Raw genomic sequence first — 22,034 nt, forward strand, 5'->3', positions numbered from 1 at the left:
GCCTTCAACACCATGGGAAACGCCACCACGGCGGCGGCCACCACGGCGCCCTGCCAGGTGAAGACCAGCTCGATCCCATGCGACTGCAGCCATTCGCCCAGCCAGCCGCGCCGGCCGAACAGCACCAGCAGGTAATAGCCGGTCACGGTGGGCGGCAGCACCATGGGCAGCGTCAGAAAAGCGTCGACCACATCGCACCAGCGCGAGGACCAGCGCGACAGCCCCCAGGCCACGGCGATCCCGCCGACCGTCGCCAGCATGGTCGCCCAGCCGGCGACCTTCAGCGACAGCAGCAACGGGACCCAGATGCCGTCCATTGAAACGACCCGCTCTGTTTCAGATCAGACTTGGGCCGGCCTGCTTACGGCCTGGCGAAGCCATAGCGCGCCAGCACGGCCTGACCATCGGACGACATCACGAACTTCAGGAAGTCCGCAGCCTCCGGCGCACGGCCATCGCGCTGGACCAGGGCGATCGGATAGACCACCGGCGTGGGCGTCTCGACCACCTGGACGACCTTGACCTTGTCCTTCATGATCGCGGCATCGGTGGCAAAGACGAAGCCGGCGTCCACCTCGCCGCGTTCCACATAGCTGAGCACCTGACGCACGTTCTCGCCCAGGATTTCATGCGCCTCGACCGTATCCCAGGCGCCGGCCTTTTCCAGGGCGGCCCGGGTGTAGCGGCCCACAGGCACGGAGGCCGGATTGCCCAGGGCGATGCGCGTCACGCCTGCCTTCTTCAGGTCGGCCAGCGACGCGATCCCGCGCGGATTGTCGGCCGGCACCACCAGCACGACCTCGTTGCGCACGAAATTCACCCGGGTCGCGGGGTCCACGGCCTTGGCGGCCTCGGCCTTGTCCATGGCCTTCTGGTCCGCCGAGGCAAACACGTCGGCGGGCGCGCCTTCGGTGATCTGGCGCAACACCACATCCGACGCACCGAAGGTCGTCAGCACTTTGGCATCCGGATGAGCGGCTTCGTACTGTGCCGCCAGTTCCTTGAACGCATTAGTCAGACTGGCCGCCGCCGACACCAGGACTTCACCGGCGACAGCCGGCATCGCCACGCCGGTCAGGACGCACGCAGCCACCCAGGTACGAATCTTCATGCAGGGCTCCTTCAGTTTTCGAACATCGTAATATATATAGGTATATTCCGCTATTCCGGCTGCGTGATGATGATCATTGGGGCAGGTAAAATCCTTCCATGCCCAAGACGGACGCCCTGGCGAACAGGGCGCAGCCCTCCCCCTTTCCGACGATCGACACTTTCCTGGACGCCCTGTGGCTGGAGGACGGTCTGGCGGACAACACCCTGGCCGCCTACCGGCGCGACCTGAGCGCCTTCGGCACCTGGCTGCGCGCCGAGCACGGCCGCCCGCCCGAAGCCGCACGGCAAGAAGACATCCAGGCCTGGCTGGCGGCCCAGCACCTGCAGACCAAGGCCAGCACCGCCAACCGCCGTCTGGCCGCCCTGCGGCGCTTCTTTCTATGGGCGCTGCGGCGCGGTCTGTGCGCCGAGGACCCCTGCCTGGGCCTGCGCAGCGCCCGCCAGCCCGCCCGCTTTCCCAAGACCCTGTCCGAAACGCAGGTCGAGGCCCTGCTGGCCGCACCGGACGTGGATGCCACCCTGGGCCTGCGTGACCGCGCCATGCTGGAAACCCTGTACGCCACCGGCCTGCGCGTCAGCGAACTGGTCGGCCTGGCCGTCCAGGATCTGAGCCTGAGCGACGGCGTGGTGCGCGTCGTCATGGGCAAGGGCGGCAAGGACCGCCTGGTGCCCCTGGGCGCCGAGGCCCTCCACTGGATCGAGCGTCACCTGCGCGAGAGCCGGCCCGCCATCCTGGGCGCACGCCCCTGTGACGCCCTGTTCGTCACCACCCGGGGGGCCGCCATGACGCGCCAGGCCTTCTGGCTGCTGATCAAGAAATACGCCCTGCAGGCCGACATCCGCGTACCCCTGTCGCCCCACGTTCTGCGCCACGCCTTCGCCACCCACCTGCTGAATCACGGCGCCGACCTGCGCGTCGTACAGATGCTGCTGGGCCACGCGGACATCTCCACCACCCAGATCTACACCCACGTCGCCCGCGAACGGCTCAAGACCCTGCACGCGCAGCACCATCCGCGCGCGTGAGGGGCCGCACGCATACATCCCGCCATGACCAAGACCAGACACACCTCCGAGACCCCCGCCACTCACTGGCTGCGGCAGCAGAAGATCCCCTTTGGCGAGCACCCCTACGATTACGTCGACCACGGCGGCGCACGCGAAGCCGCGCACCAGTTGGGCGTACCGCTGCATCAGGTGGCCAAGACCCTGATCATGGAAGACGAGCAGGCCCGGCCGCTGGTCGTGCTGATGCACGGCGACTGCGAAGTCTCCACCAAGAACCTGGCCCGTCAGACCGGGGCCAAGAAAATCGCGCCCTGTTCGCCCGACACGGCGCAGCGCCATTCGGGCTATCAGGTCGGCGGCACCTCGCCCTTTGCGACGCGCAAGCGCATGCCCGTCTGGGTCGAGGCCGGCCTGCTGGACTACGACACGGTATACCTGAACGGCGGACGGCGGGGCTATCTGATCAGCGTGGCGTCCAGCGTGCTCAGCGTAGCGTTAGGCGCCAAGCCCGTGACGGTGGCTTTGGGGGATGAGGACTGAGGGCGTGCCGCCTACGCACCACCACGTGAAACACTGAACGGTCCACTATTCCGGTGGAAGTCCATGGCCACTAAATCTTTAGTGTGGACCTGTGTATGGGGCAAAAAATATGTAATAAAAGACAATTCTTATAAATCATCGTATTACATAAAATTAATGGCGTCTCCTGCAGGAATCGAACCTGCAATCTTCCCTTAGGAGGGGAAAGTTATATCCATTTAACTAAGGAGACGAGGCGCCAGAGAAGCGCGGCTTCAAAAACCGGCTACCGGAACAGGATCGGCTGCAGACCCCGGGCGGGGCTGGCCTATCCGACACAAGCTGGCGATTATAGTCTACGCCCTGGCCCCCAACGCGCTACGACCCCGCCGCCAGATCCACCACCGTGCCAATCTCGCGGGCTGTTTCCTGGACGGCCGCCAGCAGGCGGCGGGCGCCCGGACTGTCGGCCTGGGCGGCCAGCAGACTGCCCGACACACGGATGTATTCAGGCCGGATCTCGTGCAGATACAGCAACGCCTCGGGCTGCTCGGCAAAGCGCCGCAGGCCCAGGCGCACACCGTGTTCGCGCAGCATCGTCGCAAACGCCACCACCGGGGCGCGATGCGCGACCAGTCCGTACGAATCCAGATCCATCAGCAGGCGGGCGCTCTGGTCAGGCATCTCGGCCAGCAGGCTGGCGACCTCGCCGCGGAATTCCTCGTGCAGGATCGAAGCCAGCGACACACGCAACACCAGATCGCCCGGATGCGTGCGCAGCCAGTTCAGGCCCAGGCTGACGGCCTGAACGTCACAGTCTGCGGACAGCCCCAGACGCACGGCCGGCGGCATGAACAAGTACCCCGACAAAGGCTCCGAGGCACCGGGCTCATGCAAGGTCAACAACCCCTGCAGGCGGTCCTCGGAAGCCGAGGACACATCGCGCTGGGTCACCAGGGCAAACCAGCCCTCGTCCAGCGCATTGCGCAGCAACACGCGCCAGGCCTGCTCGCCGCCGCCACGGGCACCCGTCACGCTGCGCAGATCCTCGCCCGGCACGTATTCCACATTCGTATGTCCGGCACTTTCGGCGCGCATCAAGGCCTCGTCCAGGCGCGACAGCACATCGCTGAGCCCCTCGCCGGATTCGAAATCCGTCAACACCATGCGCCAGCGGCACAGCCCCGCCTGCCCCAACTGGATACGCTGAGCCTGCAGGATTTCGCCCACGATCTGCGCCACGCGCACCGCCACCGGGCCGGGCACCATCGGCATGATGAAGGCGAAGTCCGACCCATTCAGGCGCGCCAGCCAGGCCTGCTGCCCCAGCCGTTCACGCAGCACCTCCAGCACCAACTGGCCCATATTGCGCAGCCACTGATCCACCACCTGTCGGCTCATGGTCTGGTTGATCGACTGCAGATCGCACTGGCGGAACAGCATCACGTGGCCGCCTTCGCCCTGCCCGGGCGTGGTTTGCTCCAGCAGCCGGCGCAGCTCGTTGATGAAATATTTGCGATTGGCCAGGCCCGTCACCGTATCCTGGTTCAGTTCGAGTTCCAGCGATTCGATGCGCGACTGGTGCTCGGCCGCCGTCGCCCGCACCCGCTCGTGCGTGCGCGTGATGATCTGGGCGACCTCGCGCAGTTCCAGCATCGCGGGATGGCGCACCGGCGGCAGGTCTTCGCCCGCCGACGCCTGCGCCATGGCCTGGACGCGCGCCGTCACATCCTCCTGCAGCGCCCGACGCAGCCAGCGCATCAGCATGGCCACGAACAGCCCCCACAGGAAGCCGGCCCCTACCGTCAGCGACACGATCCGCACCGTGCTGTCCCACAGCGCATTGCGCGCATAGGCATCGTTCGCCTGCAGCCGCACGACGCCCAGTTGGGACCAGCCATTGGTCACCTGGCGCTGGGCCTCGTGCCGTTCCAGTGGCAGCAGATGACTGAACCAGTCGGGGGCGGTGACCCGGTCGTCACGGCCGTCCTCGATCTCGCGGCGGATCAGAATCCGGCCCGTGGGATCCAGAAATTCCACCACCTGGAACTGGCCGCTGTCGAACAGCACGGAAATCAGCAGTTCGCGCACCGTCGGGTCCTGGTTGGACGGCTGCGACAGCGTCAGCGCCAGGGATGTCGCAGTGGAATCGCTCTGCCCCTGAAGCTGGGCGTCCAGATACTGACGCGCCGAGCCGATACTGAACCAGGTCGCCCCGGCCAGAATCACCAGGATCGCCAGGGTCACACTCAACAGCAGTTGTCTCAACAGGGACATGACATTCCTTTCATTCCATCACGGCTGAAAACCTTCGGTCCGCATGCGGGACAACAGATCCCGCCACCGGCCGATGCCATCCACCGAAGACCGCTTCCCACCGGGCATGTACACCCCCTGGGCATTGAAACTGAACACCGGCGTCAAGTCCGGCCGATTGTGTGCGGGCTGCATCCGATCCACCAGACTGTCGAGCACCAGGGGCTCGGCCTGAGGCTGTGGATAATAGCCCAGCACCATGTGGGCGATGCTCTGGCTGCCGATCTGGGCGCGCACATAGACGAAGCGCAGCTTTTCGGGCGCCACGCCCAGGTACAGCAGAGAAAAATATTTGCCGATCACGTAGTCTTCGCAGTCCCCCGCGCCCTTGGACAGCGATTGCAGCGGCGTGGCCCAGTAATCCACCTGGCCCCAGACCGTAATGTCCTCGCTGCCGATCAGGGTGTTGTTCCAGAAGCTGTTGACCATGCGCAGCTTTTCCTGCTCGTCCAGCCCTGCGGCCTGGGCCAGCATGGCCTGCCAGGACTCCACCGCGCGGCTGGCCTTGGCGCCGTAGTGCTGGCGTGCATAGGACACCAGCGCCCCCGGGTCGAACGTCACCGCCGGCGCCGGCCCCCAGGCCAGCGCCAGGAACAGGACCAGTACCGTCAACCCCCTGGACAGGGCACGGACCCTGGCAGCGGTCGGCTGGCAATAGGACATGCACGGATTTTGATACAAATAGGTGCAATAGAAAAGAGGCGATGCAACAATTCCACGTTTGTCGCAAGGATACTACCGGTGCAACGCGCGTCTTGACATTGGCGTTAAAGACAATGGGGGATGCAAGAGGAGGGGCACTCGCCCCCAAGGGCAGAGATCGTGGACCGGGCGGCAACGCCCGCGACGGTTGGAAAAACCGCAATCAGCAGGCAGCTGCCTGGCGTAGGCGCCTCAATCCCGGAATACGTCGTCCAGCGTCGTGGCGTCCACGAAATTCAACGCCCAGGCTTTCAATTGCGGGACTCGCGCCGACTGGATGCGTTGGACGACGTCGTCGGAGACAGATCCGAAGCGGTGCCGAATCTGTTCAAGCAACAGTTCAGCCTGACCTTCAGCGCGACCTTCCTTGCGGCCTTCCCGGAGCCATTGCCGGGCCCAGATGCCGGGTTTTTCAGCGATCATCATGTCGAGCTCCTGTAAGGTCTTCACGCGCGGAAGATCTTCTGCTGGGTTGGCATTGCGTTGGGCCACGATATACAGCCAGGCCGTCAGGCTGCGGTTCAGTTCTTCGTAGCCGGGCTCGGTGCGCATTGCCTGGATCAGAGTGTGCAACAAACCGCGCCACTGTTCAACATCGCGGCTGCGACCCAGACGGAACAGCAGTGTCGCCAGGTTGTGCCCTGGCCGACCGATGCTTTTGAGCAGATCCTGCTCATGCACCAGCAGATAGCGCATCTGCGGCTGATAGGGGCGCAGAGCGTCCGGAATGTCGCCGATCAAGCCATCCAGATCCAGAACCGCCCGCCAGCGCCGCCGCCCACTGTAGAGCACCACCGGCAGCACCGGCGGCAAGGGCAGACGGATGTCCTGGCCGCGCAGCAGCGTCTGGTACGTCAGGCCGGTGTAGGTGACGGTACGCAGGGCCATGAAATCGTCGGGCTTGTCCTGCTGTTCGAGAATCAGCATGATGCATAGCCCTTGGGGTGATGCTTGCTGTGCAGGCCGCCCCGGGGACTGATTTCCAGAAGCAGCCCTGGATATGCCGACCCGTAGGATCCCCCGTCAAGTAGACAACGGTTGGTAGAGATTCGGAGCAAGGGTTAGCCGGGGCATAAACTGCACCGGCGGGATGTCGCCCAGTGATTCATGTGGGCGGTATTCGTTGTAATCGATCAGCCATTGTTCGGTGATGGCCTGCACCTGCTGCAGATTGGCGAACAGGTGAGCGTCGAGCACTTCAGTGCGATACGTCTTGTTGAAGCGCTCGATGAACGCATTCTGATTCGGTTTGCCTGGCTGGATATAACGCACGGCGATTCCCCGGGCGCCAGCCCATTCGGTAAAGGCCAACGAGACCATTTCCGGCCCGTTGTCCAGCCGTATAGCCTCAGGAGTCCCATAGCAATTGATCAAGCGGTTGAGCACACGAATCAGGCGCGCTGAGGGGATGGATGTACCAACCTCGATGGCCAGGCATTCCCGGTTGGCCTCGTCGATCACGTTCAACGTCCGGAAGCGTCGGCCGCAATACAAGGCATCGTGCATGAAGTCCAATGCCCAGCAGCGGTTTGGTTCCAGGGAATGGTCCAGCGGCTGACGAGGCCGGTCGGTCAGCCGTTTCTTGCAGCGTCGAGGCACATTCAATCCCATCTCGCAGTACACCCGGTGAACCCGCTTTTTGTTCCAGCAACGGCCATCGAGCCGCAGCCGCGTGAAGCACTTCCAGAACCCCCAGCGCCCATGCCGGGTCACGATCGCATTGAGCGCATCAATGACCTCGGCATCGCGTTGCTCTGCCGGAGTTGGCCTCTTGTAGTACGCCGCCCGCGATAGGCCAGCAATCTGACAGGCACGTGTGACCGAGAGCTTTGATTCCACCAACTGCTCGACGACCTCGCGCCTGGCTGACGGCGTCAGGATTTTCGGTTGAGCACATCCTTGATGGCTGAGTTCTCCAGGGCCAGATCCGCGTACATGCGTTTGAGCTTGGCGTTCTCCGCCTCAAGCTCGCGCAGGCGATGCAGCTCGGACACCTGCACACCCGAGTACTTGCTCTTCCACTGATAGTACGTGGCGTTGCTGATGCCGTGCTTGCGGCACAACTCGACGACCGGGATGCCGGCTTCGCCTTCTTTGAGCACCGCAACGATCTGGTTTTCGGTAAATCTGCTTTTCTTCAAGGGAGTCTCCGATTGAAAGGAGGCTCCGAAATTCTACTGGCTGATGTCTACTCTGAGGGGGATCCTACGCCTGGCTTGTCGCACGCCTGCAGAATCTGTGCCTTGAAGACTTTGCTATGCACACGCCGCGCGGGCCGCTGCACTGAAGTGTCTGAATCCATGGATAGTCCCCACTAAAAACAAGTGGGGACTATCGTCCTGATTGCCATGCGCCTTCAAGGTGTGTTCGGCGCGCGCTTACTCACGACCAGACTGGAATGCATCAAGATACCGCAAACGGTGAGGCGTGCGACCCGGCCGATTAGGCCCACGCCGCCGACGTCTCTGCCATAGGATATCTCCGTCGTGTCGTGCAGTACGAGCAATGGCCCCGGGGCCGCGTCTACACGCTCCTGGGTGCGGCGCATATGACCGGAGAGGATTGCGCGTTCGTTGACTCGTGGGTTGGAGAAGAAACGGTAGGCCGCCTTCGCCTGAGCCCAGTCCTGGCTGGCAAACGGGATGCTGGGTCCCCCGGTGTCCGAGAGTTGCATGAGGATCTGTCGGAGCCGTCGCGCAAGCCGCAAATCACAGAACCCGTGTGGCGCAGAGCGCCCCTCATGCTCGGCCCAAGCGTCGGCGCCAAACGGCCAATCCAGATGCTGTGTCATGTTCGCCACCATCAGTCAGGTCTAACCGATGGAAGCATACGTCAAGTTAAAGTAAATAATTGAGAACCTTCTGCATCTCAATGATATTAGTGGGTAATTGCAAGGTTCGGCGCGCGCTTACGGATTCAGGCGCGCCAAGCATGTTGACCGGACCACACTTGCCTGCCAGGTACTCTTTACGCCAACGACTCCATTGGTTGTAGTGCAGGTCGCGCGTCCTGGCAAACCGTGCCAACGGAACGCCCAGGGCCAGGAATTCTTGCACAGTTCGATGCTTCTCCTCTTTGGAGAAATGCCGTCGAGGCAGAGTGCGAAAGTCCTCACCAGCCCCAAATGTCGCGGTGTCAATAGATCCCCATCTGGAAATTGATGGGGATCTATTGTCCAGTTACCGCCACTGGGTTCAAGACGGTGCTGGCCGGGGGGCTTACAGATTAAGACTGCTTACCTACTTCCTTACTGATCGACCTTCAACTTTCCATCAGCGATCATCTGCTGAATCATATGGGCTTGATCCATACCGGAATAAGCTTGGGTCAGGTCTGTATTCTCAATCACGATTTGCTGATCATGGCCATGGGCAACGTCCCCGGTGGTGCTGACGTTGATGATGGTCTTCCCAGCGTTTGCACCTGTGCCACCGGTGATCTGCAGATACTGAGAGAGATCTCCGTGCAAACCACCGCCGGTGTCATGGTGGTTCTGCAGCAAATCGCTAAGATCCAGCATATCTTTACCGTGAAGATCCGTCCCCCCCACACCGAAATCGGTGACACGATCAACGGCTGGTGCAGCAGTCGTGCCCTTATCGTTCAACTGCCAGACGAACACATCATCACCGGCGCCCCCGGTCAGGGTGTCATTACCGGCACCACCGTAGAGGATATCGTTACCTGACCCGCCATCCAGGACGTCGTTACCGCCGCCGCCGTAGAGGATATCGTTGCCAGATCCACCATACAGATGATCGTTATTGTCGTAATCCGTTGACTTGTTGAATTCACCATGGTTGACCGTGATGTAATCATGGATATCCTGATTGGTGACCTCTGCAGCAGTCTTCCCTGTATGGCTAGCCACGTAGGATTTCAAGTCACTCACACCAGAAATCCCAGAATCGTTATTACCCAAGATCAAGGAATCCCCAAACAGAATGTCATTCCCATTGCCCCCGTTAATAGTATCTTGTCCCATTTGCTGCATGACTTCTGTTCCCAGAATAGCCGCAGCCAAATCGCTCGGATCGATACCTGTCTGAGGATGATGATCTGTATCGTAGGACTTCAAGTCATTATTACTGACCTTTTCCCCCATACCAATGGCCTCGACCACCATACCGTTAATGCTGGAAATAATTCCAAAGGCGCTTTGTGCGTCAGAGATCACGTTACTATCATTCTCGCTACTACCGTTACCCTTGATGATAGCCAAGCCAACTCCACCATTACCGTTGGCTGCGAAAACATAATGATCCTGAACTTGATCATTCGGATCGCTCCAGTTATCAGACCAACTCGACCAGCCTAAAAATTTTGATTCTGTCCACTGATGGACACGCCCCAATTCGTCAATAATAACTCTAGTCTGGCCACCCACTTGAGCAGTGACCACATCACCCAGCTGGTAGCCTGCTGGCTTGATAGAGCTTAAATTTGAATCGCTACCAGAGTAGTTATCGATCACCTTAGGATTATCGCTGCTGTCAACATAACGATAGGTCGGCTTCCCATCGGTAATGAAATACGTCAGATTATGCCCAGGATTACCCGTCACATCTGAGGAATGGAACCAATTGGCTGCATCCTTAAAGGCTGCCTCGTAGTTAGTACCCCCACCTGAACTCATGGAGTTCAGGAACGTCTGCAATTTAGAATCCACATTCGGATCCGTCAGGTCAAAGGTGACGGTCTCACGCACGGTGCTGTCAAAGTCTGAAATATACACATTGACTTTGCCACTGCCATCTTCCAGAGCCTTAGCTTTCAGAGTATCAATGACACTCTTGATGGCGGCCGCAGCATCTTCAACGCCCTTGGCCCCCATGCTCCCAGATGTATCCACGATAAAGGCAATGTTGTAGTTCTGCCCGGGAACCGTAGTCAAACCGGGAGGCACATCGCCGACAATGATGGAATTGACATTACTACCGTCGGTGATCGTATCGTCACCAGCCGTGCCAAACTTGACGTCGTAGTTGGCGTCGGTATGGCCCTGGATATCGAAGCTCACGTTCTTGGTAACCGTGTCGCCATCAGCATCCTTCAGCGTGTAGCTGAACTGGACGTCAATCGTGTCGCCGTCATTCAAGGCCTGCGTAGCAGACTTTGTGTTGTCCAGCGTGAACTTCCACGTCCCATCCGATTTTTGATCCAAGTGACCGTAATCCGCCAGGTTCACTGTCGTGCCGCCCTTGGTAGCTACCGCTGTACCCCAGGCAAGCGCACCGGAGGATGCCGCACCGTCAGCGCCATAACTACTGTCACTGCCGGCCCCAAGAACATCACCCTCGACGAAGTTCGTCGCCGCATCCTCAATCACCGTGCCGCCATTATGATTCTGCGCCGTCGGCACGTCGTCGGCAATGCCCACCTTCACGATCATGTCCACCTGAGTGCCATCGCCCAGCGTCACCTTCACCGTCACGCTGTCGGCATCGGCCTTCGTGTCCGCACCCGAACCCGTGTGCGTGTACAGACCCGTCTGCTGGTACACCGCATTGCCCGAGGCATCCACCGTCACCGAACCGTACGTGCCCGTATAGGTACCCGCAGCCAGTTGCGCACCGGCAGGCAGGCCAGTCACCGTCACGGCATGGGTCACGTCATTGCCTGGCGTGCCGTCCGTGTTGGCCGCCACGTCCACATCCGACGAACTCGCCGCGCCAGACAGACCGCTCGTGTCCGTACCTGCAATCGTGGCCGTCGTGCTCGCGCTGTTCGTGTCGCCGTCCTTATCCTCCACCGTGAAGGTGAAGGTATAGCTCGTGCCCGCGCCAGAGGCCGGCACGCCGTTGTAGCTGAAGTCTCCAGTGGTGCCGTTCAGACTCACCACCGAACCATCGGCCAGCGTGAAGCTGTAGTTGCCGCTGCCGTCCTTCACGCCAGTGACCGTCTCGCCGCCCACCTTCACCGTGACGCTCTTCTCGCCATCGGCGCCGAAGGCCATGTCCACGCTGCCGGTGATCGCGGCGCCGTAGGCGCCCGTAGCTTCCGTGTCCACCGTGATCGTGGGCACATCGTCCACGATCGTCACCGTCAGCGCGCCGCTGGCCGAGCTACCGCCGACGCCGGTCACCGCGACGGGAATGCTGTCTTGCACCGTATTGTTGCCGTCGGCACTGGGGTGCGCCTGCTCACCCGACAGCGTGTAGCTATAGGAGATTTCGACCGACTTGCCGTCCGGCGAAACCGTATGGCCGGTGACCGTCAGCACGCCCGTCCCCGTATTCACCGTCTTGCCGTCGAGCTGGGCCAAGGTATACGGAGTCCCGTCCAGGGTCACGCTGGCGACCCCATCGGTCGCCGTCACCGTGATCTTGCCCGTGGTCGTCTCGCTGCCATCGCTGTTGTTGCCCGCATCGCCATCGGACATCTCGCCCGTGCCGGCCGGCAAGCCGGCCTCGAACACCTTGCCCGCATCCGGGCCCGCACCCGCATCGAAGCTCACGTCCGCCGTATCGGCCGTGCCCTGGATATGAATGGTCAGCGAGGCTTCGGACGTATCGCCGTCATTGTCCGTCAGCGTGTACTTCAGGATAAAGTCCTTCACCTGCCCTTCGGCCAGCGCCTGCGTGGCCGGCTTGGTGTTGTCCAGCACGAAGGACCAAACGCCCGCCGGCCCCAGCACCAGCATGCCGTACTGGGACAGGTCGGCCTGCGCCGCCGCGTTGTCGCCGGCATTCCAGGCGAAGCCGTCGAGCAGATCGTTCGGACCGTCCGCGCCCCAGCCGGTGTCGTTCAGGAGCACATTGCCCGTCAGAACCGCCGCCAGACCATGAGCGTCCTCGACCACCGTACCGCCGTTGTCATTGACGGCCAGCGGGCTGTCATCCTGGATGTTGACCGTCAGGTGACCTGTGGTCGTGGTATGACCGTCCGACACCAGGATTGGCACACCCACATTCAGGGCGTCTTCGATGCTCGTATTCGGGTGATCGATTGGCGCCAGCAGCTTCACGTCGTAGGAGTAGGTACCATCATGGTTGTCATGCAACGTGATCTTGATCACATCCTGGCCGACCAGCTTCCCGCCGACACGGCCAGTCAGCGTCTGCCCATCGCTGGACAGCACCCAATGCACCGTCTGATCGTTCGAGGTCAGAGTTTCGGACGGCGTGCCCAACTTCACCGTCAACACATCGCCCGCATCCACGTCATGGACCGTGAACGTGCCGCTGTCCTTGGCGCTGTTGGTCGTGTCGGGGTCGCCGTTGTCATCCGGGATGCCATCGCCATGCGGCGGCAGCGGGAACGGGAATCCGGCCCGCAGCCCTTCTTCCGACACCGCCGCGTTCGCGTCAGTGCCTTCCTGGCCGAAGGTGATCGTCGGCGCATCATTCGTGCCCTTGACGGTGACCGTCAACGTCGCCGTGGACGTATCGCCATCATTGTCCGTCAGCGTATAGGTGATCGCAAAGTCTCGCGTCTCGCCCTCGGCCAGCGCCTGCGTGGCGTCCTTGCCGTTGTCCAGCACGAACACCCAGTTGCCCGTGGGCAACAAGGTCAAATGACCGTAATCGGACAGACTGGCACCGCCAGCCACAGGATTGCCATCGCCATCCACCTGGACCGCGTTGCTGCCATTCCACTGGAAACCATGCACGATGTCCTTCGGGCCATCCGCGCCCCAGCCAACGTCATTGGCCAGCACGTTGCCCGACAGAATCGCCGCCAGACCGTGGGAGTCCTCGACCACCGTGCCGCCGTTGTCATCGACAGCCAGCGGGCTGTCATCCTGGATGTTGACCGTCAGGTGACCTGTGGTCGTGGTGTGACCGTCCGACACCAGAATCGGCACACCGACGTTCAGGGCGTCTTCAATCGTCTTGTTCGGGTGATCGATCGGCGCCAGCAGCTTCACGTCGTAGGAGTAGGTACCATCATGGTTGTCTTGCAGCGTGATCTTGATCACGTCCTGGCCGATCAGCTTCCCGCCGACCCGGCCGGTCAGCGTCTGCCCATCGCTGGACAACACCCAATGCACCGTCTGATCGTTCGAGGTCAGCGTTTCGGACGGCGTGCCCAGCTTCACTGTCAACACATCGCCCGCATCCACGTCGTGGACCGTGAACGTGCCGCTGTCCTTGGCGCTGTTGGTCGTATCCGGGGTGCCAGCGCCGTCCGGGATGCCATCGCCATGCGGCGGCAGCGGGAACGGGATTCCGGCCCGCAGCCCCTCTTCCGACACCGCCGCACTCGCGTCAGTACCGTCATTGCCGAAGGTGATGGTTGGCGCATCGTTGATGCCGTTGACGGTAATCGTCAGCGTCGTGGACGAGGGATCACCATCCTGGTCGGTCAGCGTGTAGGTGAAGACTTCCGTGGGATGGGAATCCGCCCCCAGCGCCTGCACAGCGCCGTAGCGGGGATCGTCTCCCCCCGCCAGCGTATAGGTATAGTTCCCGTCCGCGTCGATCGTCAGGTCGCCGTAGACACCCTGCACAGTCACCGTGCCGCTTTCAGGCACAGGGGTGCCGTCCGCTGCGCCCGGCGCCTGAATCGCGGTCACGTGGGTGGGATCCGCCGCCAGCGTATCCTCGCCGTCAGCCCCCGTGCCAGTAATGACGTTGCCAATGACGCTCAGAACAGTGTCTTCCGTCACTTCGGCGGTATCCGGTTTGGCGACAGGTTCTGTATCCGTGATGGCTGCCACAATCTCGCTGGTGACGGAACGGCCCAGGCTGTCCACCACAGTGACGCCGATGGAATCGGGCAAGTATTGCCCGATGAACGGATCCGTGGCCGCACCCGTGTGATCCTGCCAACCGTCGGACACATAATGGTAGGTGACCGTGCCTGTGGCCGGGTCATAGCCGGTCAGGGTCAGGAGACCTCGGTCCGTATCAATGACGATGGGCGCACCCGGCGTCGCGGCGACGAGTTCGGCCAACGTCACCGTCAGAGAAGCGGCCGGAGGCGCGCCATCGCCGCCGGCCGTGCCGGTCTCGCCTGCGAAATTGAACACCAGGGCGGCCAGGCCAGCCGCAGCGGAGAAGGAGAAGGTTCCCTCGACTCCAGTGGTCGTATCGGCTTCGCCGATGGTGAAGGTGCCCGGCACGAGGACCGGCCCGCCTTCATGGGTACGATCGTTGCCGTCGGGAATGTTCAGTGTTGGCCCAGCAGGAATCAGCGGGGCCGCGTCGTCCCCCGCCGCAGCCCCGCCCAACAGCGTGAATTCCGGCGTTTCCAGACCCGGGCGCGGATAGGCCAGATCCAGGGGCGAGGTGGCCTCGGTGATGCTGGCCAGCCGCGTGAAGCTGTCGCCGCCGCCACCGCCGCCGGTCAAGGTCGCAGCGGTCGGGTCCAGGATGGCGAACGGGTCCTGACCGGCGTCGAGCGCCGCCAGGATCTGGTCGGCCGTCGTATCGGCCGGGGGCGCCACAGCATTGTCGGCCGGCTGCGGGTTTGCAGCGGCCAGGTCGTCGGAAACCAGCATGTCGGTGTTCTGGCCGACGATGACCGGCGGCACGCCGTTGGCCTGCAGGGTCACGCTGGCGCCTTCGTTCGTCAGGATGTGCGCGTTGACCGGCACGCGCATGCCTTCGTGCAGCGCAATCATCGTGCCGTCGGATGCGCGCATCCAGGCCTGGCCGGTGACGTGAGTGATCAGGACGGTATCGGTAGCCATGTGGGTTCCCCAGTGGTGAATTCTGTAGCGCCGACGGATACGCAAAATGCGCTCTTGCGGCGATCATGTGTCGGGATGCTACGCGAGTGGCTGCGATCTTCGTATTGGCGGGAAAGACAATAAGGGGGCGGGAGTGACTAGGGAAAACACGGAGGCCGGACAGCGGCGTTTTGGCGTGGGCGACCGAGGCATGGAAATATCCGGGAGCGTTTTAGCCGTCCGGTGTTTCCCGTCTGGTGGAGGCTGCGGGCCACTTGCAAAATAAGGCACCCGGAACATCACAACCCGGTGGCCGAGCCGATTTCCCAGCAATCAGACCCGATATACCTTACCCATCAGATGCGTGCTGGCAGGAGCCCTTGCTCACCTTATTTATTGTATATACAATAACTATGCAAATTACCAGCGACCCCGTCAAGCGCATCAAGACCCTGGCAGAACGCGGGCTTGATATGTATCTGGCAGATCAGGTATTCGCTGGCAAACACTTCACCGCGCTCGACAACCGCGCTGATTACGGCGAACCTCGCTACATTACTATCGGTGAGATGGACGACCGGATGGTCGTTCTGGTTTGGACGCCACGCGGCACGATGCGCCGCATCATCAGCATGAGGAAAGCCAATGCCCGTGAGCAAGAAAGATATGCGCGCCATCTCGCCTGACCACGACGATGCACCAGAGCTGACGGACGACTGGTTCTTGCACGCCGAACTGCATGACGGCGGTCAGATCGTCCGCCGCGGGCGGCCGAAATCGGCTGCGCCCAGCGTGTCCATCAGCCTGCGTATCCCCCCGGACGTGCTGGATCGCTGGAAAAGTTCCGGGCCTGGATGGCAGACGCGCATGGTGGCATCGCTCAAGAGCCACGCGCCCAAAGGCAAGCACGCCTGACGCGGCTGGGAATCGGGAGCGATCAGTCGCGGAAGACGTCTTCCAGGGTGGTCGCGTCCAGGATGTTCAGTGCCCAGATTTCCAGTGCCTTTGCGACCAGCAAGTATTCGGTTTCCAGCTCCGGCGGCAGGCGGACCATCGACTCGACCCAGCGCAGCAAGGGACCGATCTGCTCCCTTTTATAGCCGTAGCCATAAAGCCGCCGGGTCAGATCCAGCAGCGGCGCCAGCCGGGTCGTCTTGTCCGGGTGGCCTGACGCCTGCAGCTGCGCCATGATGATCACCGCAAACGGTGATGATCGCCTTGCGATACGATTGGTCGATCTGGGTCAACGGGAATTGGCGCTTGACCTTCAGATTCGAGGGCCAAAACGTCATTCTGGTGGACTACCAGGACTATCACTAGGAGCACAATGCGATGCGTATGCACAATCCCCCGCACCCGGGCGAGACCTTACGCGAGGACGTGCTGCCGGCACTGGGTCTATCTGTATCCGAGGCTGCCCGCCAGTTGGGCGTGAGCCGCGTGGCACTGTCGCGCGTCTTGCATGGCCGCGCGGCAATCTCGGTGGATCTGGCCCGCAGGCTGGAAGCCTGGTTGCGTAAACCCAATGGCCGCGGGCCGAGCGCGCAAACCTGGCTGCGCGGCCAGGTTTCCTATGATCTGTGGCAAGCCGAGCATTCGGGAAAGGCTTTGCATGTCATGCCGGCGCAGGCTGCCGCCTAAGTTCGATGACGGCCAGGCGCGGGTGGCAAACGCGCATGGTGGCATCGCTCAAGAGCCACGCGCCCAAAGGCAAGCACGCCTGACGCGGCTGGGAATCGGGAGCGATCAGTCGCGGAAGACGTCTTCCAGGGTGGTCGCGTCCAGGATGTTCAGGGACCAGGTTTCCAGCTTGGCAGGCTTCGCTGACTGGATACGTTTCGTGGTTTCGGTATCCATCGGACCGAAACGACGCTGGAGCAGCAGCAACAACGTCTCGACCTTGCCTTTAACAAGACCTTCGGCATGGCCCCGTGCAAGTCCATGGCGTTCGGCAATCGTCACATAGCTCATTTCATGCTCCCGTTCCAGTTCCTTGGCAACCTGCAAGTATTCGGTTTCCAGCTCCGGCGGCAGGCGGACCACCGACTCGACCCAGCGCAGCAAGGGACCGATCTGCTCCCGCTTATAGCCGTAGCCATAAAGCCGCCGGGTCAGATCCAGCAGCGGCGCCAGCCGGGTCGCCTTGTCCGGGTGGCCCGACGCCTGCAACTGCGCCATGATGATCACCGCAAACGGGTTGGTCGGTGCCAGGGCGTCCAGTTCGTCCCAGCGGCTGCGCCTATGGGGGTCAGTGATCGACGGTCAGCTTGCTGCCCTCGATCAGGCTTTTGATGAGGGCAGCCTGTCCTTCGGGGGTATCCAGGCCGGCGCCTTGATAACCAGCGGTCAGGTCGGCATTTTCGATGATGATCTGTTGGTCATGGCCGGCACCTACATGCCCATCGGTGCTGATGTTGATGACGGTCTGCTTGCCATCGCCGCTGATATGCAGGTACTGCGTCAAGTCGTTGTCATGGCCCTTGAGCAGGTCGCTCAGATCCAGGGTGTCATTGCCCAGATGGCTTTCCCCCGTGCCAAAGTCTTTGATCGTATCCACCGCAGCATGATCCGTCGTGCCCTGGTCGCCCAGTTTCCAGACGAAGGTGTCGTCACCATAGCCGCCCCACATGGTGTCGTTGCCAGCACCGCCGTGGATGGTGTCGTTGCCCCCGGTGACCGTCACACCGGCCTTGTCTGCTCCGATGACGTAATCGCCGTAGATGACATCATCGCCGGAGCCGCCGTGAATGACGTCGTTCCCAAGGATGATGTTCACCTGCGCTTGATGCCCAAAAGCGGATTGCAGGGCGCCGATTTCCACGTGATCGCCGTAGATTGTGTTGCCGCCGCCGTCACCTGCCTGGATCGTATCGGAACCGCCCTGGACGTTGATGGTGACGTCGCCCCCGTACGCTTGCACGGCATTGATCCGCACGAAATCGCCATACAGGTTGCTGCCAGCCCCATCACTGTCACACAGCGCGTCGGCGCCCCCATTGATGTTCAGCGTCAGGTCACCGCCCGAACTGACCACAGCGGAAGAATCAAGGTAATCACCATACAAATTATTGCCGGCGCCAACCTTGCCACCGTCGACGTAATCATCACCACCGGTTTTCGTGACGGTACCCTGGCCGACGGTCATGCCAGCCTCGTAATCACCGGCCAGGTTGTTGCCGCCCGTTTCCACGCCGTAAATGGTGTTTGCACCACCCGACCAGCCGTGGTTCCCTAGATTATTCTGGACACGGTCCGCATCCGGCGGAACTTCCTTATCACCGCATCCGCAATCGTCACCGCCGTCACCGCCGTCACCGCCGTCACCGCCGTCACCGCCGTCATTCTCGCCGGCGCTGCCACCAGCACCGGCGGCGGCCGCATCCGCGTCCGCTTCGCCTGCGACGGCTCCGCCCAACTGGGTGAATTCCGGCGTTTCCAGCCCTGGGCGCGGGTAGGTCAGATCCAGCGGCGTGACAGGTTCGACGATGCTGGCCAGGCGCGTAAAGGCCACGCCGCCGCCACCGCCGCCGGTCAGCACTGCGGCGGTCGGGTCCAGGATGGCAAACGGGTCCTGGCCCGCGTCCAGCGCGGCCAGGACCTGATCAGCGACCACATCGGCCGGCGCCGTTACGGCGTGATCGGCCGGCGTGGGGTCGGCCTGCGCCAGTTCCGACGTCACCAGCATATCCGTGTTCTGCCCCAGAATCACCGCTGGGACCCCGTCGGCTTGCAGGATGACGGATGCGCCCTTGTCCGTCAGGATGCGGGCGTCGACGGGCACGCGCATGCCTTCGTGCAACGCGATCAGCGTGCCGTCGGAAGTGCGCATCCAGGCCTTGCCTGTGACGTGAAGGATCTGAATCGTGCCGGTCGCCAAAGAAATTCCCTACAAAGATGAATGCTTGGTAAACCACCGGGTTGTGCCCGACCGTACCGTTTTATAAGGGTTAATACTAATAACCTCAGGAAAAACTGTCTATTGGCTGAAACGACAGGGTAGAAAACCTGGCCGAAATGAGCGGTGTAAACGCCACTTCTCGCTACCAGCCGCGCTGGGCACTCCTGATTGCCGGGACAAGCGTGACCTTTTCAGCCGTCGGGAAATGTCTGATCTATCCGGGTGACTGCTCACCGCCGACAATTCTGGATCCTCGGCCCCGCACCGGACTACTCTCCCTGGAAGCAGCCTCGTCCGCAGGAGCAACAAATTATCAAGAAATATCCTCATATGGGTATAATCAACAAGGATGCCCCTGGATGAAACCACTGCTCTGGGTCGGTTCTTCAAAAAAGGATCTGGCGGCCATGCCTGCAGAGGTGCAGGACACGTTCGGTTATGCACTGCATCTGGCCCAGGCCGGATATAGACTTAATCAGAGATCGCCTGAAGGCAGTGCGGGCGCATATGATGAGGCAACGATGATCACGATTGAAGAAGGCAGCGGCAATGTCTATGCCGACCTCGGCGCCGCCGATGCGGATGAAATGCTGATCAAAGCGCGGCTGGCGGCAAAGATCACCGAGATCATCCGACAACATGGCTGGACGCAGCAGAAGGCGGCTGACATCCTGGGCATCAGCCAACCCAAGCTTTCCAATATGATGCGCGGACACTTCCGGGGCATCAGCGAAGCGCGGATGCTGGAATACCTGACCCGCTTGGGGCGCCGCGTCCAGATCGTCGTCGGGCCAGCATCTTCCACCGACCACACGGGGTCCGTGGAAGTGGTATTTGCCTGAACGGCCTGAACGCTTAGAGCCTAAACCCCCACGCCCTTCGCCGTCCCCTGGGTCGCCGTCTGGTCGATGCCGTGTACCCGCAGGGCCAGCATCAGGCGGTCGGTGACGCCCAGTTTCTCGAAGATGGCGGAGAGGTGCGCGCGCACGGTGCGTTCGGTGATGCCCAGGACATCGGCGATGGACTGGTTGGAATGGCCCAGGGCGACGTAGCGGGCGACATCGCGTTCGCGCACGGTCAGGTCGCGCGCCCAGTCCTGGCTGGACTCGGGCACTGCCTGGCCGATCTGGCTGAGCATGCGCGACAGCATGCTCTTGCCGACCCAGATCTCGCCGCCCATGACGTGTCGCAGGACGCGGTCCAGGCCGGTGAGCGGCATGTAGGCGTGCACATAGCCGGCGGCGCCGGCGACCAGGGCGCGCTGGCCCTCGGGATCGCCGGGGTGGCTGCTGGCGACGACGACCTGCAGGCCGGTCGGCACGTCCGGGATGTCGGTATCGGCCCTGGGCAGCAGGCGGGCGTCCATGATGACCAGCACGCCACGCCGCCCCCAGGGGGCCAGGTCGGTCAGGCGATGGCCGCGCGCGGGCGCCCAACCCAGCCCATCCAGCCCGGCCCAATGCTGGTACAGCGCGTCATCGGCGGTCAACAACAGAACCGGTATCGTCATTGCGTATCCTCTCAGCGTTCGCGGAAGGCGTTGGAGTGCGCGCGCAGCACGGGTTTGAGCAGATACTGCATCAGCGTGCGCTTGCCTGTCAGGATGTGGACTTCGGCCATCATCCCGGGGATGATGGGCCGTTCGTCACTGCCGACATAGGCGGTTTCCGTACGGACCTTCACGATGTAATAGGAGTTTCCCTTTTCATCGGTGATGGAGTCGGCGCCGATTTCCTCGACGTGGCCTTGCAGGCCGCCGTAGATGGAGAAATCGTAGGCCGTGAATTTGACCTCGGCTTTTTGTCCCGGATACAGGAAACCGATGTCGCGCGGATTGATCCGCACTTCGAGCAACAGGGTGTCGTCCGACGGGACGATTTCCATGATGTCTTTGCCTGGCGTCACCACGCCGCCCACCGTGTTGGCCGTCAGGGTCTTGACGGTGCCGTTGACCGGCGAACGGATGTTGGACAGGGTCACGCGATCGACCAGGGCGACCTGGCTTTCCAGCAGAGCAGACAGTTTGGCGCGGGCGTCGGACAGGTCGGTGCGCGCCTGGTTGCGGAAGGTGACCTCGGTTTCCTTGAGCTTGGCCTCGGCCTCCTGGATGGCGGCATGGATCTTGTCGATCTGGGCGGCGGCGGACTTTTCCTCGCCGCAGAAGCGCGCCACGTCGCGCTGCAAGCGCAGCAGATCCACCTGGGATACCGCGCCGCTGGCGAGCAACGGCCGGGTCATGGAATATTCGCGCGAGGCCAGGGCGCAACTGGTGGCGGCCTGATCGCGATTGGCGATGTTGGAGCGCAGTTCCTGCTGACGCTGGTTGAGCTGCTCCTGGGCGACCTCCAGGTTGGCCTGCAGTTCGCGAGTGCGGGCCTGCCAGACGTTGCGTTCCTGTTCAGCCAGTTGCGGGGCCTGGGCCTGGACGTCCTCGGGCGCCTGGTAGGGCGCGTTGTTGGCGATGGCCTCCAGACGGGCGACCTTGGCCTTCAGGGCCAGGGCCTCGACGCGGTTTTCCCCCAGGGACGAAGAATAGCGTGTGGGGTCGATGCGCAGCAGGACCTGTTCCTTGACGACCTTGTCGCCGGGGCGCACGAGGATCTGCTGGACGACGCCGCCGTCCAGGCTCTGGATGACCTGGACCTGGCGCGAGGGCACGACCTTGCCCTCGCCGCGCACGACCTCGTCGATGTTGGCGGTGGAGGCCCAGGCAATCAGCACGCCCACGGTCAACAGCGACATCCAGATCAGCATGCGCGAACCGCGCGTGCGCTGCTGGCTGAGTGTCCAGGAAGCATCATCGATCATGTCCTTGCCGCCGCCCTGATGATCGGAGGCGAACGAGACACGCAGGCGGTCCAG

Annotated in this window: 20 protein-coding genes, 1 tRNA gene and 1 pseudogene; 7 read left to right on the plus strand and 15 right to left on the minus strand. The window is 62.2% G+C overall.

All coding sequences use genetic code 11. The annotated features are described in order from the left end of the window. On the minus strand, positions 1-317 hold a 317-nt coding region (locus tag WA983_RS13035; RefSeq protein ID WP_424312150.1), incomplete at its 3' end, for a molybdate ABC transporter permease subunit. 44 nt (positions 318-361) lie between these two features. Then, on the minus strand, positions 362-1,111 hold the full coding sequence (gene modA / locus WA983_RS13040) for a molybdate ABC transporter substrate-binding protein (protein WP_424251965.1): 750 nt from the start codon (positions 1,109-1,111) through the stop codon (positions 362-364). A 98-nt stretch (positions 1,112-1,209) separates the two neighbouring features. Here modA and xerD point away from each other — a divergent pair, with 98 nt between their 5' ends. Continuing rightward, on the plus strand, positions 1,210-2,139 hold the full coding sequence (gene xerD, locus WA983_RS13045) for a site-specific tyrosine recombinase XerD (protein ID WP_424251963.1): 930 nt from the start codon (positions 1,210-1,212) through the stop codon (positions 2,137-2,139). 24 nt (positions 2,140-2,163) lie between these two features. Next, positions 2,164-2,661 (plus strand): aminoacyl-tRNA deacylase, encoded by a 498-nt coding sequence (locus WA983_RS13050; RefSeq protein WP_424251961.1) that lies wholly within the window; start codon positions 2,164-2,166, stop codon positions 2,659-2,661. Positions 2,662-2,818: 157 nt separating this feature from the next. Here WA983_RS13050 and WA983_RS13055 read toward each other — a convergent pair. The 8 genes from WA983_RS13055 to WA983_RS13090 form a co-directional block, all read right to left on the minus strand. After that, a tRNA-Arg gene (locus tag WA983_RS13055) sits at positions 2,819-2,893 on the minus strand. A 125-nt stretch (positions 2,894-3,018) separates the two neighbouring features. Continuing rightward, the gene (locus WA983_RS13060) at positions 3,019-4,917 is read right to left on the minus strand and encodes a LapD/MoxY N-terminal periplasmic domain-containing protein (RefSeq protein WP_424312151.1); all 1,899 of its coding nucleotides are present in this window, start codon (positions 4,915-4,917) and stop codon (positions 3,019-3,021) included. Positions 4,918-4,935: 18 nt separating this feature from the next. After that, entirely contained in the window at positions 4,936-5,619 is a 684-nt protein-coding gene (locus WA983_RS13065) for a transglutaminase-like cysteine peptidase (protein ID WP_424312152.1), read from the minus strand. Between the two features lie 231 nt (positions 5,620-5,850). Beyond that, entirely contained in the window at positions 5,851-6,585 is a 735-nt protein-coding gene (locus WA983_RS13070) for a DUF4351 domain-containing protein (protein WP_424312153.1), read from the minus strand. A 96-nt stretch (positions 6,586-6,681) separates the two neighbouring features. Beyond that, positions 6,682-7,799, minus strand: a protein-coding gene (locus WA983_RS13075) for an IS3 family transposase (RefSeq protein ID WP_424312154.1) whose coding sequence is annotated in 2 segments (ribosomal slippage) — positions 6,682-7,538 and positions 7,538-7,799 — 1,119 coding nt in all. Because the reading frame shifts where the segments join, the coding sequence is not laid out codon by codon here. A 215-nt stretch (positions 7,800-8,014) separates the two neighbouring features. After that, positions 8,015-8,461, minus strand: coding sequence for an IS4/Tn5 family transposase DNA-binding protein (locus WA983_RS13080; protein WP_424312155.1), 447 nt, complete (start codon positions 8,459-8,461; stop codon positions 8,015-8,017). Positions 8,462-8,495: 34 nt separating this feature from the next. After that, positions 8,496-8,837 (minus strand): transposase, encoded by a 342-nt coding sequence (locus tag WA983_RS13085; protein ID WP_424312188.1) that lies wholly within the window; start codon positions 8,835-8,837, stop codon positions 8,496-8,498. A 68-nt stretch (positions 8,838-8,905) separates the two neighbouring features. Further along, positions 8,906-15,295, minus strand: coding sequence for a retention module-containing protein (locus WA983_RS13090; protein ID WP_424312156.1), 6,390 nt, complete (start codon positions 15,293-15,295; stop codon positions 8,906-8,908). Positions 15,296-15,687: 392 nt separating this feature from the next. Between WA983_RS13090 and WA983_RS13095 the strand changes: the two genes are divergently transcribed. Continuing rightward, a complete protein-coding gene (locus WA983_RS13095; RefSeq protein WP_424248005.1) occupies positions 15,688-15,960 on the plus strand; it encodes a BrnT family toxin in 273 nt (90 codons plus the stop codon). Further along, positions 15,926-16,189 (plus strand): BrnA antitoxin family protein, encoded by a 264-nt coding sequence (locus tag WA983_RS13100; protein ID WP_424247999.1) that lies wholly within the window; start codon positions 15,926-15,928, stop codon positions 16,187-16,189. The genes WA983_RS13095 and WA983_RS13100 overlap by 35 nt, the downstream gene beginning before the upstream one ends. Positions 16,190-16,211: 22 nt before the next feature. Here the strand turns inward: WA983_RS13100 and WA983_RS13105 are convergent, their stop codons facing one another. Continuing rightward, entirely contained in the window at positions 16,212-16,463 is a 252-nt protein-coding gene (locus WA983_RS13105) for a hypothetical protein (RefSeq protein ID WP_424248001.1), read from the minus strand. Positions 16,464-16,504: 41 nt separating this feature from the next. Between WA983_RS13105 and WA983_RS13110 the strand changes: the two are divergent. Both WA983_RS13110 and WA983_RS13115 read left to right on the plus strand, forming a co-directional pair. Beyond that, positions 16,505-16,594 (plus strand): annotated as a pseudogene (locus WA983_RS13110) (peptidase); the annotation flags it as partial. 12 nt (positions 16,595-16,606) lie between these two features. Then, complete coding sequence (locus tag WA983_RS13115) at positions 16,607-16,915, plus strand: HigA family addiction module antitoxin (protein ID WP_424248003.1); 309 nt, start codon at positions 16,607-16,609, stop codon at positions 16,913-16,915. A gap of 105 nt (positions 16,916-17,020) precedes the next feature. Here the strand turns inward: WA983_RS13115 and WA983_RS13120 are convergent, their stop codons facing one another. Then, positions 17,021-17,452 carry a DUF4351 domain-containing protein gene (locus WA983_RS13120; RefSeq protein ID WP_424312157.1) on the minus strand — a complete coding sequence of 144 codons (432 nt, stop codon included), beginning with the start codon at positions 17,450-17,452 and terminating at the stop codon, positions 17,021-17,023. A 70-nt stretch (positions 17,453-17,522) separates the two neighbouring features. Next, a complete protein-coding gene (locus WA983_RS13125) occupies positions 17,523-19,151 on the minus strand; it encodes a retention module-containing protein (protein ID WP_424312158.1) in 1,629 nt (542 codons plus the stop codon). A gap of 542 nt (positions 19,152-19,693) precedes the next feature. On the opposite strand from WA983_RS13125, the gene WA983_RS13130 reads away from it, so the two are divergent. Further along, positions 19,694-20,014, plus strand: a complete 321-nt coding sequence (locus WA983_RS13130; RefSeq protein ID WP_424249477.1) for a helix-turn-helix domain-containing protein — start codon at positions 19,694-19,696, stop codon at positions 20,012-20,014. Between the two features lie 20 nt (positions 20,015-20,034). On the opposite strand, the gene WA983_RS13135 is transcribed toward WA983_RS13130, so the two are convergent. Continuing rightward, positions 20,035-20,682 carry a helix-turn-helix transcriptional regulator gene (locus WA983_RS13135; RefSeq protein WP_424249472.1) on the minus strand — a complete coding sequence of 216 codons (648 nt, stop codon included), beginning with the start codon at positions 20,680-20,682 and terminating at the stop codon, positions 20,035-20,037. Between the two features lie 11 nt (positions 20,683-20,693). Further along, on the minus strand, positions 20,694-21,980 hold the full coding sequence (locus tag WA983_RS13140; protein ID WP_424249475.1) for an HlyD family type I secretion periplasmic adaptor subunit: 1,287 nt from the start codon (positions 21,978-21,980) through the stop codon (positions 20,694-20,696). Between the last annotated feature and the right edge of the window lie 54 nt (positions 21,981-22,034).

This window comes from Castellaniella sp., from assembly GCF_049650445.1.
Taxonomy (GTDB): Bacteria; Pseudomonadota; Gammaproteobacteria; order Burkholderiales; family Burkholderiaceae_B; genus Castellaniella.